Genomic DNA, 14,252 nt, shown 5'->3' with positions numbered 1-14,252 from the left:
TCGTCAGTCAGCCGTGGCGACCGAGCGTAAACGAGCTTCCACCGTCAAAGCCAGCTCATCAAAAGACAGCAGATCCAGCGTCACTTCCTGACCACGCTCCAGCGCGGGCAGGCCGGGGACATGCAGTACCAGAGGTGCATTGCTCAAACGCAGCAGGTCTTCCTTGATGAAGTTGGCCTGAACTTGCTTGATGTCGTTTTGTTGCAGCCAGCGCAGGCACCAGAAGCGCTCCAGGGAGGACTGGTAATCCGACCACTGGGTGTATTGCGATTCAAAGGCGCCAATAATGGCGTACAAATCCGCATCCTTGGGCTGGAAGGGGGCGGCCAGACGCGCAGAAATTCCGTGTTCGGCAGCCGCCAGAATCTGGCCCTGATTGATCAGGTCCACATAGCGACGCAATGGCGAGGTGGACCAGATGTATTGCGGTACGCCGATGGAGTCGTGCGGGCCGGGTGTGGTGGACATGCGCGTACGCATGAACTGCTGGGAGCGGTAAATACCGGGCACATTGTGCTCGGCCAGCAAGCCCCCCCACAGTTGATTGGCCAGAATCATGTATTCGGCCACCAGCAGACTGAGCGGCGCATTACGCACGCGAGGCACCAGACGAATGATGGAATTAGGGTCATCGTGCGGGCCATCCAGTTCAAAGCTGTATTCCACGCGATTATTGTTTTCAGGCTTGCCACGCACGGCTTCACGTTGGGCCGACAGTTGGCGCGAGAAATTCCACAGCGGGCGCAGCCATTCTGCATAGGGCAGCTCGGCATTTTCGTCGGCCAGGGCTTCTTCGCTGATCAGCGGGTCCAGTTCGTGCTGACGCAAGTTGCCCGCCACGGTAATGCGTTCCAGACGGGTCTGGTGCGACAGAATCTCGCCGGTGCTGGCGTCTGCGTCTACATACAGTGACAGGGTAGGGCGAGTTTTCCCTTGATCCAGGGAAAAGTGCGCAATCAGCTCGGGCGGCAACATGGGGATCTTGTAGCCCGGTGTGTACACCGTAGCCATGCGGTTGCGCGCGATCTGGTCAATTTCATTGCCACGTGCCATCGCCAGCGAAGGCACGGCAATATGAACCCCGATACGCAGACGGCCCGGCTCCGGGTGCTGGACGGACAGGGCATCGTCAATTTCAATGGTATTGGCATCGTCCACCGAGTAGGCGGTGACATTGGCTTCAGGCAAGTCCTGACCCCAGCTTTGCAGGGCAACAGCGGGGAAACCTGTTCCTTTGGGGAAATGGGAGGCCAGGAAACGGTGTTGGTGCAAGGTCAGGGGATTGGACCAGGCGCCTAGCGACAGCAACAGTTTCTCGGTGCTGACGCCCAGTTCTTTCTGGGCCTGATCAAAGGCTTTCCATTCCAGCGTGTTCTTGTCTGGCTGGGTCAGGAAGGTGCCTGCTTTTTCGGCAACTTCGGGCGGCAACTCGCCCTTGATCATCTGCTCGGCCCAAGTCTGGATTTGTTCTTGTTGCAGGCGCTTCTTTTCAATCGCGGCCAGGGCAGCTTGCAGAATGTCGGGAGGAGCAGGGCGGTACAGACCTTTGCCACGGCGGTGGAAGTAGGCTGGTGCGCTGTGCAGGGCAAAGATGGTGCCGGTTTTTTCGATGGCGCTGGGTGCGTGGCCGAAATATTCTTGTGCCAGCGTGGATGCCTCAAACTCGTCCTGGGGGGCGCATTCCCACAAAAAGTTGATATCCAGGGATTCGGCCAGCGCTTGCGCTTTTTCCAGCAGCTCTGCCGGGGCAGGTTGCTCGAAGGTAAATAGAACGCTGTTTTTCTTTATTTTGCTGCGTTTGCCAGACGCGGATTCCACCTGCATGGTGGTATCGCTGTCAGAAAATATTTTTTCTGCTTTGAAATTACCGCTGTCTTCAAAAAGGACGTACATGATTTTCCATCTGGATGGTGCTGGCCATCCGGTAAAGATAGTTAAGGTTGTTGCAGGGCAAAGCGCAAAATTTCGTCGATCCAGGGATCAAAGTCGGTCAGGCCGTGGTCTCCGCCTTCCAGAATGTGTCCTTGGCTGCCTTTGTACCAGTCCGCCATCTCGCGCCAGTTCAGGACTTCATCACCTTTGGCGGCCAGCAGGTAAAAACGCTGGGGATCGCTGGGGCGCGGTACGTGAATGTCGTTAAGCTCATCCACATAGTCGGGCAGGAAGTGAAACGGGTCGGGCGAGTGATAACAGACATGCTCGCCTACCTGCGTAGCCAGATCCCGTCCTGCGTAGACCACCGGGTTCAGCAAGACGGCTCGGCTGTGATAGAACTGGGCCAGGTGGCTGGCATAGTAACCGCCCAATGAGGAGCCGATCACACATAATTGATCAGCCCCCATACCTGCCTGCATTTCCGTGTCCACAATCCGCTTGCACATGGCAATGGCCTGGGCCGGGCTGGCGGGCAACTGCGGGCAGCGCCACAGGTGCAACAAGTCTCTGTCTTCCAGGGTTTGTTTCAGGCGCTGCGCTTTATAGGACGAAGGCGAGGAACGAAAGCCGTGTAGATAGAGGATCATGGGAGCACCTGCTATATATAGAGAGGGTCAGCGTGACAGTTGATCCAGCAGGCGCTGATGAATGCCGCCAAAACTGCCGTTACTCATCACGACAATGGCGTCGCCGGGCTGGCTGGCCTGAACAATGGCCTGAACCATTTTATCCAAATCAGTCCACGCTGTGGCGCGATCACCCAAAGGAGCCAGGACTTGGGCTGCATCCCAACCCAGCGCGTGCTTGCCTTGTGCTTCGCCATAGCAAAACACCAGATCAGCCTCTTCCAGTGAACCGGGCAGGCGGGCGGCCATCGCGCCCAGCTTCATGGTGTTGGAGCGTGGCTCCAGCACGGCTAGAATCCGGGTTGCTTTACCTGTCTGGCTGCGCAAACCGGCTAGCGTGGTGGCAATGGCAGTCGGGTGATGAGCAAAATCGTCATAGACGGTAATGTCATTGACTACACCACGCACTTCCATACGGCGTTTGATGCCGGCAAATTGGCTCAGTGCCGCGCAAGCCTGCTGGGGCTTTACGCCTGCATGGTGGGCGGCAGCAATCGCGGCCAGGGCGTTCAGGCGATTGTGTTCGCCAGTCAGCGTCCACTGAACAATGCCTTGAACCTGTCCTTTGAAAATCACTTCAAAAGACGTGGGGCTGAGTGCCTTGCTGTCCCAATCGCCTTCGGGGCCAAATTGCTCGACCGGCGTCCAGCAACCTCGGGCCAGGGTTTCGTCCAGGCTGGGGGTGTGGGTGGGGCGCAGAATCAGGCCGGTGGAGGGGATAGTACGTACCAGATGGTGGAATTGGGTCTGGATAGCGTGCAGATCGGGGAAGATGTCAGCGTGATCGTATTCCAGATTGTTCAGAATGGCCGTGCGGGGGCGGTAATGAACAAATTTGGAGCGTTTGTCGAAAAAGGCGGTGTCGTATTCGTCAGCCTCGATCACAAACAGGGATTGTTCGGGGTTGAAGCGGGCGGATACGCCCAGGCCGGGAGCCACACCACCAATCAGGAAGTTGGGTGACAGATCGGCCTGTTCCAGAATCCAGCCCAGCATGGAGCTGGTGGAGGTTTTGCCGTGCGTACCGGCCACCGCCAGAACGTGCTGCTTGTGCAGGATGTTTTCACCCAGCCACTGGGGACCAGAAGTGTAGGGCAGGCCCTGATCCAGAATGGCTTCCATCAGAGGATTACCGCGCGTCACCACATTGCCCACTATATAGAGATCAGGGGACAGGCTGGTTTGTTCCGCACCAAAGCCTTCAATCAGGGCAATGCCTTGTTCTTCCAGTTGCGTGCTCATGGGTGGGTAGACCCCGGCATCGCAACCTGTAACTGTATGGCCAGCCGAACGGGCAATCAGGGCCAGACCGCCCATGAATGTGCCGCAAATTCCTAGTATATGTATGTGCATGACAATCCTCCGGCCTGTATTCTAGACGACTGTTTGATCTGATGCGTGAGCTTTGGTGAGAGCCGGTGCTATCATCCCCTGATGATATTTTTTCAGGTGTGAGCCGGTATGAGTAGGCGTCTTTTTCTGCAGAAATCGCTAGTGTGTGCCAGTCTTGTGGCCCTGCATCCTGCCCCTTGGGCCAGTTTGCTGCCTTCAGACCCTTTTCTCGCACAAAGCTTCAAGGATCTTCAAGGTGAAGATCGCGCTCTCTCTACTTATATAGGCAAGCCCCTGGTGGTCAACTTCTGGGCGACCTGGTGCGCACCCTGCGTCAAGGAAATGCCGGACCTGCAGGAATTGCATAAACGCTATCCGGACGTGAGCTTTGTCGGCATTGCCGTGGACTCGCTGGATAATGTGACGGAGTTCTTGAGCCGCGTGCCAGTCAGCTACGACATCTTGCTGGCCGGTTCAGGTGGCCTGAAACAAATGCGCAGCGTGGGTAATAAAAAGGGCGGTTTGCCCTTTACCGTGGTGTTTGGCAGCAATGGCCGGGTCAGCGAACGCATTTTGGGCCAGATAGATCCCGAAAAGTTGGACGAAGTTATTAAGGCTCAACGCTAACTGGCCGACTTTTTCGCTTAATTTCGTCAAATTGCCGCTCAGCCGGGTCCCTGTTTAAAACGGGATAGAACCAATGCTAACCGTTTGTAAGCCAAGCAGGTTTATGGACAAATGACGTTATTTAGCGTAAAAAGGCGGTCTGTCTTGACGAAAAATCCGCTATGGCGAAACATGTCCTGGTCCTTAACGGGCCTAACCTCAACCTGCTGGGAACACGAGAACCCGATGTCTACGGACATCAGACGCTCGATGACATTAACAGCGGTTTACAGGTGCTGGCCGATCAGCATGGCGCGCAGTGTCATTTTTTTCAGAGCAATCACGAAGGCGGGCTCGTCGACCGAATTCATCAAGCCCGTGCCGAGGGCGTCGATTACATCCTTATCAATGCTGGGGCCTATACGCACACCAGTGTGGCGATACGGGATGCACTTGCCGGTGTCGGTATTCCGTTTATTGAAGTTCATCTGTCCAATGTTCACCGTCGTGAGCCGTTCCGTCACCACTCCTATCTCTCTGACATCGCTAGCGGTGTCATTGTTGGTTTGGGGGCCTACGGTTATGAAGCCGCTCTGCGGTTTGCTTTGAATAGTTAGGCGGTTCGTTTCGTTTTTTTGACCAATATTTTTTTAATGCCGTCCTGACCCAGTCAGTGGCTAGTGCGGCGTTGCGGGAAGTACGCATGGATCTTAGAAAACTCAAAACCCTGATCGATCTGGTAGCCGAGTCTGGCATTGCCGAACTGGAAATCACTGAAGGTGATGACAAGGTTCGTATTGTTAAATTCTCGCAAAGCTCGGCAGCTCCCGTGGTCTATGCTCCCGAGGCTCCTGTAGCCCAGGTAGTAGCCCCAGCCGCAGGTGCCCCTGCCGCTCCCGCTGCACCCGCCGTTCCCGAAGGCCATGCTGTCAAGGCTCCGATGGTCGGTACTTTCTACCGTGCTCCTAGCCCAGGTGCCGCTCCCTTTGTAGAAGTTGGCCAATCGGTCAAGGAAGGCGAGCCCCTGTGCATTATCGAAGCCATGAAGCTGCTCAACGAGATCGAAGCCGACAAGTCCGGCGTCATCAAAGAAATTCTGGTTGAAAACGGCGGACCGGTGGAATACGGTCAGACTCTGTTCGTCATCGGTTGATGATATGTTTGAAAAAATCCTAATCGCCAATCGGGGCGAAATTGCCTTGCGTATCCAGCGCGCTTGCCGCGAGATGGGTATCAAGACAGTCGTCGTTTATTCTGAAGCTGATCGTGGTGCCAAGTACGTGCGTCTGGCTGACGAGGCCGTGTGTATTGGCCCCGCCCAGGCACGTGACAGCTACCTGAGCATGCCTGCCATTATCTCGGCAGCAGAAGTCACAGATGCGGAAGCCATTCACCCTGGCTACGGCTTTATGGCTGAAAACGCGGACTTCGCTGATCGTGTCGAAAAGAGCGGTTTTGTCTTTATCGGTCCACGTCCCGAGAGCATCCGTACGATGGGCGATAAGGTCATGGCCAAAAAAGCCATGATCGAGGCCGGTGTGCCTGTGGTTCCCGGTTCGGACGGCGCCTTGCCGGACGACCCGGCTGAAATCATTCGCATCGGACGTGAAGTAGGCTACCCAGTCATCATCAAAGCCTCTGGCGGTGGTGGTGGCCGTGGCATGCGCGTGGTCTACACCGAAGCAGCCTTGCTGACAGCGGTTGCCACGACCAAAACCGAAGCCGCAGCCGCGTTCAACAATCCCGAGGTGTACATGGAAAAGTACCTCGAGAATCCACGCCATATCGAAATTCAGGTATTGGCTGATGGTGAACGCAATGCGATCTGGCTGGGCGAGCGCGATTGCTCCATGCAGCGTCGTCACCAGAAAGTGATTGAAGAGGCACCGGCTCCTGGTATTGCCCGTCGCCTGATCGAACGTATTGGCGAGCGTTGTGCTGATGCCTGCCGCAAGATGCGTTACCGCGGTGCAGGTACCTTCGAGTTCCTGTACGAAAACGGCGAGTTCTTCTTTATCGAGATGAACACCCGTATTCAGGTCGAGCACACCATCACTGAAATGATCACCGGCATTGATCTGGTTCAAGAGCAGATCAAAGTGGCGGCAGGCGAGAAATTCGTGCTGCGCCAGCGTGACATTGAATTTGAAGGCCATTCGATCGAGTGCCGTATCAACGCGGAAGACCCGTTCACTTTCGTACCAAGCCCAGGCCTGGTCAGCAAGTGGCACACTCCCGGCGGCCCTGGCGTGCGTATCGACTCGCATGTCTTTACCGGCTACACCGTGCCTCCGTACTACGATTCCATGATTGCCAAGCTGATTACCTACGGTAAAACGCGCGAGCAAGCCATTGCCCGTATGGACATTGCCTTGTCCGAAATGGTGGTGGAAGGGATCAAGACCAACGTGGATCTGCACCGGGAATTGATGAAGGACGCCAGCTTCAAGGCAGGCGGCACCAGCATTCACTACCTGGAACAAAAGCTGGCCCAACGTAACAAGTAAGGGCGGCAACAGGTCAGACCTCCGGTCTGGCCTGTCAAGAATGATGATTATGTAAAACAGGGGCTCGCCCCTGTTTTGCTTTATGGAAACTATGTATGCGTGAACTCTTACTGAGCTGCCAGGAGCACGAGGCCGAGCGCTTGTCCGATGCTTTGCTTGAAGCTGGCGCCTTGTCGGTGTCGGTGGAAGATGCCGACGGCGATACCGAGCAGGAAAAGCCCCTGTTTGGCGAACCTGGTATCGAACCGGATGTGCTGGCCTGGGATCGCAATCGGGTTGTCGCTTTGCTGCCCGAGGAGCTGGAGCCTGAAGAGTTGCTGCAACCGCTCTTTGAAGCCGGTGTGCTGACACCTGAAAAAGCCCAATGGAGCGTGCGCGAAGTGCCCGATCAGGATTGGGTTCGTTTGACGCAATCGCAGTTCGGCCCCATCCCGGTGGGCGACCGTATTTTGATTGTGCCCAGTTGGCACAAGGACGATGAGGATCTGCCGGTCGCCCAAGAGGGTGATGACGGTCTGGTTCGCATCGAACTGGACCCCGGCCTGGCGTTTGGCACCGGCAGTCACCCGACGACCCATCTGTGTCTGGATTGGCTGGCCCACCATGTGCAGGCCGGTCAGACCGTGCTGGACTACGGTTGTGGTTCCGGCATTCTGGCGATTGCGGCCCGCAAGCTGGGCGCAGGCCATACCGTCGGCGTGGATATTGACGAGCAAGCCGTGATTGCCACGCGCTACAATGCGCAAGTCAATCAGGTCGAGGTTGAAGGCTTGCTGCCCGATGCCATGCCCGCCGGGCAAACCGATCTGGTCGTTGCCAATATTCTGGCCAATCCCCTGCGTATGCTGGCTCCCATGCTGGCCAACCGCGTCAAACCGGGCGGACATCTGATCCTGTCCGGCATTTACGATTGGCAGGCCGAGGAAATGATCGAGGTCTATTCCTCTTACCTGCCTTTGTCGGTCTGGCAAGAGCGCGATGGCTGGGTGTGTCTGGCTGGACAACGCCCGTTGTAAGACGGCAGAACCTAAGGTGAGTTCATGGAGCTAAAGACTCGCTGCCCCCGTTGCGGGACATCGTTTGCAGCCAGTGTGGAAGCGCTGCAACGCCGCCGGGGCTATATCCGCTGCATTCAATGTGCGCATATCTTTGATGGCTTTGAAGAAGTCATTGATGAGCAAGCCCCTGAGCCCTCCTATATCCCACCTTCTGCCCCCGTGCAGGTTCAGCCTGCCATAGAAGAAGATCAAGCGCCATCTCCACGACAGGAGCAGGCGCAGACAGTGGATTTGCAGGCTCCCATTCCGGGGCCACGGTTTGTAGAGCATTCCCGCCACGCCCCGCCGCGTGATGAAGGGACTGCTCACGAATCCTTGCAGGTACGCAAATTCCCCGATTCCATCCTGACACAGGCACCTGTCACGCCGGCACAGCCTTCCGTCACGCCTGCAGAACCTTCTGTCATCGCAGCAGAGCCTTTTGTTCGCTTGGACGAGCCGTCTATCGAACCTCCTGTTGTGTCGACTGAACCCTCTATCCGGCCTCCCGAGCCCTCAGTCATTCGCGCACGCTCTCGACCCGAGCCTGCGTCGCAGGATGATCAGGACACCTCTTTTTTTGTGTCGACCGGCTCTGCTGCAGAGCCAGAAGGGGATCACCATATTGGTCAGGCTTCCTGGTCGGCGGCTGAGCCTGAATTTAGTGTGGGGGACCGCGCCAGTACCTTGCGCGCCTCTTTCCCCTCGCGTCAGGCCGACGGCACGCATGGCGATGATACCGATCCCGTACAGCAGGAATGGCTTATTGATCCCAACCCTGCCTTGCAGCGCGAAACCCGTTACGAAGGCGAGGCCAGCTTCGGTCAGCGCGTCGGTTCGCTGATCTGGACCAGCTTGTGCGTCCTGGGAGTTGTGCTGTTTGTACTGCAACTGATGTATGTGTATCGCGTACAGATTGTTAGCCAAATCCCCATGCTGCGTCCTGTGTTCGAGCGCACCTGCGAAACCTTGTCCTGCAAGGTGCCCTACGAGCGCCGCCTGGACCAGATTCGAGTGCAGGCGTCTGCCTTGCATAAAGCCCCCAACCAGCCAGGGCAATCTACCTTGGGTTTCACGCTGCGCAACGAGTTTGAGCGGCCCCAGGAATGGCCTACGCTGGTTCTAGATTTAAAAGATTTTTCCGGAGCCTTGATCGCCAGGCGCAATATCACGCCAGCTCAGTACTTGGCTTCCGAGCGACGTGAGCCTGCCTTTGCAGCGCGCAGTGAAATCATGGTGCGCCTGCCTTTGAATACAGGGCAGCTCCAAGTTAATGGCTACCAGATTAGCCCTTTTTTTCCATAAGGTAATTTATGACCGAGCGAGTGCTGGTATGTGGTTCGATCGCGTTTGATACGATCGCGGTTTTCGAGGGGTACTTCAAAGATCACATCTTGCCCGACAGCATTAAAACCCTGAGCGTGTCCTTCTTTGTACCCAGCTTGCGTAAAGAGTGGGGCGGCTGTGCAGGTAATATTTCCTATACCTTGAACATGCTGGGTGGCCAGCCTGTTCCTGTGGGTGCCGTTGGTAGTGACGGTGTGGATTATGTGCAGCACATGCAGGACCAGGGTATTGATACCAGCATGGTGCGTGTGATGCCTGAAATGTTCACCCCCCAGTGCTTTATCACCACTGACTTGGCCGCTAGCCAGATTACCTCGTTCCACCCAGGCGCCATGGCGAACTCGGCCCAGATCGATTTGTCCGGTCAGGAAGCCGCCTGGGGTATTGTGGCTCCCGACTCCAAAGACGGTATGTTTGCTCATGCTCGTCGTCTGCACGCGCAAGGCACGCCCTTTATTTTTGACCTGGGCCAGGCCATGCCCTTGTACGAAGGTGCGGACTTGTTGGAGATGCTGGAACTGTGTCAAGTTCTTACCGCTAACGAATACGAAGCCGAAGTGATCGAGCAGCGCACTTCCAAGAGCATGGCGCAGATTGCCCAAGGCTTGCAGGCCGCTATCGTGACGCGCGGAGAGCATGGCAGCACGCTTTACCACAACGGCCAGACCTACGAAATTGCACCAGTGCCTGTAGAAAGGGTGGTTGATCCCACCGGTTGCGGCGATGCGCATCGCGCGGGCCTGTTATATGGGCTTACAAAAGGCTGGAGCTGGCAGGAGGCTTGCAGCTTGGGTAACTTGATGGGCAGTATTAAAATCCAGGCGGATGGCCCGCAAAATCATGAATTTAAACGGTCAGATATCTCGGCCATGCTAAAAGAGCACTATGGTATTGAGCGCAGCTTGTAAGAGAGCGCTCGACAATTTTTTATGATTCGGCCAGCTACGTTTTTTGGAGTAAACCGTATGTACGTTTCTTTTTTCGATCGTCCCAAAGTACGTCTGCTGGTAGTGGCGAGTCTGGCAGCACCTGTGTTTTTGCTGGCAGGTTGTGCCAATAAATCGGCATCCAGCTCGGTGTACAGCTACGGTCAGGCTCAGCGCGAACAAATCGTGCGTTTGGGTACCGTTGTTTCGGTACGCGCCGTCACTATTCAGGAAGATCAGAACTCGGGTGTGGGCACCGTGGGTGGCGCTGCCTTGGGTGGTGTGGCTGCCAGCAGCATTGGTGGTGGCCGCGGTAGTATCCTGGCCAGTATCGGTGGTGCGATTCTGGGTGGTCTGGTTGGTAATGCGGTTGAAAACCGCATGGGCAAGACCCAGGGCCTGGAAATCACGGTTCAGTTGGATAACGGCGAAACCCGTGTGGTGGCCCAGGAAGCCGACGTACCTCTGTCCGCTGGTCAGCGGGTACGTATGCTTAGCGGTAACGGCCCAACTCGCGTGGTGCCTATGTAATCAAAGCCTCAGGGCTTTGTGTATAAAAAACCCGGCCATTGGCCGGGTTTTTTCATGCCTGTTTGTTGCGTGTGGCCTTGGAGCGCTCACGTTCCAACAAGGCTTTCTTGCGTTCCAGGCCCCAGCGGTAGCCTGCCAGATCGCCGCTTTGACGTACGACCCGATGGCAGGGGATCGCAATCGCTAGTGTATTGGTGGCACATGCACGGGCAACGGCACGTGCACCTTTGGGCATTCCCAGGCGTTCGGCAATCTGGGTATAGCTCAAGGTCTGGCCCACGGGGATATCACGGAGCAGTTCCCAAACCTTTTGTTGAAAGGCGCTGCCCTGAATATCCAGAGGCAGGCTTAAACCCAAGGCGGGTTCTTCCACCATGGCGACAATTTGGGCGACGCGCTGATTGAGTTGTGGGTTGGCCTCCATCAATTCTGTTGCCTTGAAGCGGTCCTGCAATTGCTCTAGTAAAACATCGGTATCATCACCCAAAGAAATGGCGCAAATCCCACGTTCGTTTTCCGCGACTAGCAATGCGCCCAGGCTGCATTGGGCAATGGCAAAACGAATGTGGCTGCTTTGGCCCTGTTTACGCAATATCTTGGTTTGCTGGTGCTGTGCGTCACTTTGCGATGAAAGTGCGGCTGCTTGCTTGGGCATGCGCCACAAGTACCAGGAAGCCACGCTGCGATACGGTGCCCAGGCCTGGCCAATTTCACGCAAGGCACGGGCTGTGGGTGCGGTGTCCAGACGTTTTAAATTGCGATAGCCATCACGCACCCCAAAGTCGTCCGCGGGCAGAATGTCTTCATGCTCCAGCGTGTACATCATCATCATTTCCACCGTCCAGCGACCAATGCCGCGTAGCGTGGTCAGTTGCTTGATCAGTTCCTCATCAGGCATTTGCAAGGCAGTGGCCTGATCGGGAATGATGCCGTCCAAACGGGCTTGAGCCAGACCCAGAATGCTAGTGGCCTTGGCACCGGACAAACCGCAAGCGCGCAGGGTTTCGTAAGGCGTCGCCAGCACTTCCTCAGGGCTTGGACAGTGGCCATGTGGATAGATATCAATCAGGCGCTGCAGGATGCGTTCGGCAGCACGGGTGTGCAATTGCTGATACACAACGGAGCGAATCAATGCTTCGTACGGGTCGCGTTCTGGACGTGGCTGATGGATGCAAGGGCCAACATGGGTGACCAGTGCTTGCCAGTCCGTGTCCAGGGCGGCCAGGAATTGTTCAGCCTCGCGGTAGCGGTTGGCTGGGTCTGGTTTTGATGGAAGGTGAGTCATGGAAGCGGCCTGCAGATTGATGATGGAGTCAGTATAAAGTTCGCTTCTGCACAAGACACCCTGATTCTTGCTCTTGAATTCGGAGTGAAAAAAAACCTGGGCTATACCCAGGTTTTTTTAGTGTGCAGCGTGTCGTGCTTAGATTGGCACCAGGCTAAAAGCCGTACGGGTGATGACCATATTCAGCACTTGGGTCAGCAGCAGGACTACCAGTGGCGATAGGTCCAGGCCACCCAGGTCTGGCAAGACACGACGGATCGGATCCAGCAAGGGGGCGGTAATGGAACGCAGCAAAGGCATGCTGGGCGATTGTGGCTGAATCCAGGACAGCAGGGCTTGCAGTAGCACGACCCAGAAAATCAGGCTCAAGCTCCAGCGCAGCACGGTAAAGACGGCGGCCAGCAAGAACATGGGGAAGTTCGAGAGCATGGACACCGAGCCGGTCAGCACCATGGCACTGAGGACCAGGTACACCAGCGCGCTTAGCCAGGCCGCGACCAAGGACGTCCAGTCCCAACGGTTGCCGCTTTTGATCACGCGCCGCAAGGGCATGATCAGCCAGTCCGTTACTTTGAACATGGCTTGCGAATAGGGATTGAAAGGATGAATTCTGAGCGCATAGACCCAGGCACGCAGCAGCAAAATTGTGCCCAGCAGCGACAGAACAATATGGATTAGGAAGAGGGCGACTTCACTGAACATAGTGGCTTGGTATGAATTGATAGGAGAGGGAATTGTCGCATGCAAGTGCTACAAACCAAAGAGCCACCCTGATCAGGGTGGCTCTTTGGGGAGAAACATAAAAGCAGCGTGCGATTAAGGACGCTTGCCGGTCGGGAAGGGCCAGGAGCCAGCAGGGTTGACGTCTTCGCGGCGAGGCTCGGCAGGAGCCGCGGCGGTTTTAGTCGCTTTGCGGGCAGCGGTTTTATTGCCAACCTTGGCGGCAGCTTTAGTCGTGGTACTGGTCTTTGGGGTCTTGGTTTCTGCGGTCACGGATTTAACTTCTTTCTTCTTTGGAGCTACGGGTTTCTTGGCACTGGTAGCAGGACTGGCTTTTTTAGCCGCTGTCTTTACTGCTGCCTTGGTGCTGGTTTTAGTGGCAGGTTTTGCTGCCGCTTTGCTGGGAGTGGCTTTTTTGGCCACGGGTTTGCTTGCCTTTGTGCTAGCCGGTTTTTTTGCGGCAGCCGTGGTGGCAGGCTTGGCAGTGGCAGCTTTGGTGCTGGCCGTTTTAGGCGCAGCTACTTTTTTAGCCACTGTTTTTTTGGCGACGACTTTCTTGGCAACCGCTTTTTTGGCAACAGCCTTTTTGGCTACTGCTTTTTTAGCGACGACCTTTTTGGCAACGGCTTTCTTGGCCACGGCCTTTTTGGCGACCGTCTTTTTAGCGGCTGCTTTTTTGGCTACGGTTTTGGTGGCAGTTGTCTTGGTCGCGGTGGCCTTAACAGCCGTGGTTTTTGCCGGAGTGGTTTTCTTTACCGCTGCTTTTTTCGCAACCGTTTTCTTGGCGGCAGCGCTGGCCGTAGACTTGGCAGGGGCTTTTACAGCAGCCTTGCTGGTCTTGGTGGCAGTGGTTTTAGCGGGGGACTTTGTGGCAGCGGGTTTGCTGCTGGGACTGGTCTTGGTAGCAGTCGCTTTGACTGGAGCTGCGGCTGGTTTGGCTGGTGTTGCTTTTTTAGGGCTGACGGTTTTGCTGCTTGCTGCTTTTGCTGCGCCTTTCTTGGCTGTTGCCATGATCATGCTCCTCGAGAACAAGTCTTTAGTTTGTCCACACCCATTTGACCTGGCCTGGAAAACTGCAATGGCCTTTTTCAAATGACGCAGGCGTTTAAGGTCGATACCTTATACGCTTAGAAGTCTAACGTAAGCCCCTCTACAGTCAAGCATTAATCATAGCTTGGGGCTTATGGATTTAGGAATCAGTGCTGGCTGTCTCCAATAAGTTGCGTTCTGGACACGCTTGCTTGATAGCAAGCCGCATCCAAGTCCCTGATTTTTTACGCATTGCTGGATGCCTTGTGCTGATATTTTGCTGTTTTAAAAAATGATGTGAGGCATCAAAATGGGGCCAGAAAAAAGCGGTGATCAAGCTGCTGTTTTGCCTGTGGTACATCGCGTTTCTG

13 protein-coding genes and 1 pseudogene are annotated in these 14,252 nt (G+C 55.7%); 8 read left to right on the top strand and 6 right to left on the bottom strand.

Annotated elements, in window-relative coordinates; translation table 11 throughout:
- Nucleotides 1-3: 3 nt before the first annotated feature.
- The 3 genes from JYG33_RS10440 to mpl are packed head-to-tail and all read right to left on the bottom strand — an operon-like array spanning nucleotide 4 to nucleotide 3,914.
- Entirely contained in the window at nucleotides 4-1,893 is a 1,890-nt protein-coding gene (locus JYG33_RS10440; protein WP_207872207.1) for an RNB domain-containing ribonuclease, read from the bottom strand.
- Nucleotides 1,894-1,934: 41 nt separating this feature from the next.
- Complete coding sequence (locus JYG33_RS10435; protein WP_207872206.1) at nucleotides 1,935-2,522, bottom strand: YqiA/YcfP family alpha/beta fold hydrolase; 588 nt, start codon at nucleotides 2,520-2,522, stop codon at nucleotides 1,935-1,937.
- A 27-nt stretch (nucleotides 2,523-2,549) separates the two neighbouring features.
- Nucleotides 2,550-3,914, bottom strand: a complete 1,365-nt coding sequence (mpl, locus tag JYG33_RS10430) for a UDP-N-acetylmuramate:L-alanyl-gamma-D-glutamyl-meso-diaminopimelate ligase (protein ID WP_207872205.1) — start codon at nucleotides 3,912-3,914, stop codon at nucleotides 2,550-2,552.
- A 108-nt stretch (nucleotides 3,915-4,022) separates the two neighbouring features.
- On the opposite strand from mpl, the gene JYG33_RS10425 reads away from it, so the two are divergent.
- From JYG33_RS10425 to JYG33_RS10390, 8 genes are all read left to right on the top strand, one after another.
- A complete protein-coding gene (locus tag JYG33_RS10425) occupies nucleotides 4,023-4,520 on the top strand; it encodes a TlpA disulfide reductase family protein (RefSeq protein WP_207872204.1) in 498 nt (165 codons plus the stop codon).
- Nucleotides 4,521-4,681: 161 nt separating this feature from the next.
- Complete coding sequence (aroQ, locus tag JYG33_RS10420; protein WP_207872203.1) at nucleotides 4,682-5,116, top strand: type II 3-dehydroquinate dehydratase; 435 nt, start codon at nucleotides 4,682-4,684, stop codon at nucleotides 5,114-5,116.
- Between the two features lie 86 nt (nucleotides 5,117-5,202).
- The gene (accB, locus tag JYG33_RS10415) at nucleotides 5,203-5,652 is read left to right on the top strand and encodes an acetyl-CoA carboxylase biotin carboxyl carrier protein (RefSeq protein ID WP_207872202.1); all 450 of its coding nucleotides are present in this window, start codon (nucleotides 5,203-5,205) and stop codon (nucleotides 5,650-5,652) included.
- Nucleotides 5,653-5,656: 4 nt separating this feature from the next.
- Entirely contained in the window at nucleotides 5,657-7,006 is a 1,350-nt protein-coding gene (gene accC / locus JYG33_RS10410; protein ID WP_207872201.1) for an acetyl-CoA carboxylase biotin carboxylase subunit, read from the top strand.
- 95 nt (nucleotides 7,007-7,101) lie between these two features.
- Nucleotides 7,102-8,022, top strand: a complete 921-nt coding sequence (gene prmA, locus JYG33_RS10405) for a 50S ribosomal protein L11 methyltransferase (protein WP_207872200.1) — start codon at nucleotides 7,102-7,104, stop codon at nucleotides 8,020-8,022.
- A 24-nt stretch (nucleotides 8,023-8,046) separates the two neighbouring features.
- A complete protein-coding gene (locus JYG33_RS10400) occupies nucleotides 8,047-9,348 on the top strand; it encodes a DUF3426 domain-containing protein (RefSeq protein WP_207875813.1) in 1,302 nt (433 codons plus the stop codon).
- 8 nt (nucleotides 9,349-9,356) lie between these two features.
- Nucleotides 9,357-10,298 carry a carbohydrate kinase family protein gene (locus tag JYG33_RS10395; RefSeq protein WP_207872199.1) on the top strand — a complete coding sequence of 314 codons (942 nt, stop codon included), beginning with the start codon at nucleotides 9,357-9,359 and terminating at the stop codon, nucleotides 10,296-10,298.
- A 57-nt stretch (nucleotides 10,299-10,355) separates the two neighbouring features.
- The gene (locus JYG33_RS10390; protein WP_153231046.1) at nucleotides 10,356-10,847 is read left to right on the top strand and encodes a glycine zipper 2TM domain-containing protein; all 492 of its coding nucleotides are present in this window, start codon (nucleotides 10,356-10,358) and stop codon (nucleotides 10,845-10,847) included.
- Nucleotides 10,848-10,899: 52 nt separating this feature from the next.
- On the opposite strand, the gene JYG33_RS18670 is transcribed toward JYG33_RS10390, so the two are convergent.
- The 3 genes and pseudogenes from JYG33_RS18670 to JYG33_RS10370 all read right to left on the bottom strand — a co-directional run.
- Complete coding sequence (locus JYG33_RS18670; protein ID WP_243430146.1) at nucleotides 10,900-12,132, bottom strand: methylated-DNA--[protein]-cysteine S-methyltransferase; 1,233 nt, start codon at nucleotides 12,130-12,132, stop codon at nucleotides 10,900-10,902.
- Between the two features lie 138 nt (nucleotides 12,133-12,270).
- On the bottom strand, nucleotides 12,271-12,834 hold the full coding sequence (locus tag JYG33_RS10375) for a YggT family protein (protein ID WP_207872198.1): 564 nt from the start codon (nucleotides 12,832-12,834) through the stop codon (nucleotides 12,271-12,273).
- A gap of 114 nt (nucleotides 12,835-12,948) precedes the next feature.
- Nucleotides 12,949-13,764, bottom strand: a pseudogene (locus JYG33_RS10370) (histone H1-like repetitive region-containing protein); the annotation flags it as partial.
- Nucleotides 13,765-14,252 lie beyond the last annotated feature (488 nt).

It is taken from the genome of Alcaligenes sp. SORT26, assembly GCF_017377875.1.
GTDB classification, from domain to species: Bacteria; Pseudomonadota; Gammaproteobacteria; order Burkholderiales; family Burkholderiaceae_B; genus Alcaligenes; species Alcaligenes parafaecalis.
Note: the sequence above shows the minus strand (reverse complement) of the source record. Positions and strands in the feature narration are given on the sequence as shown.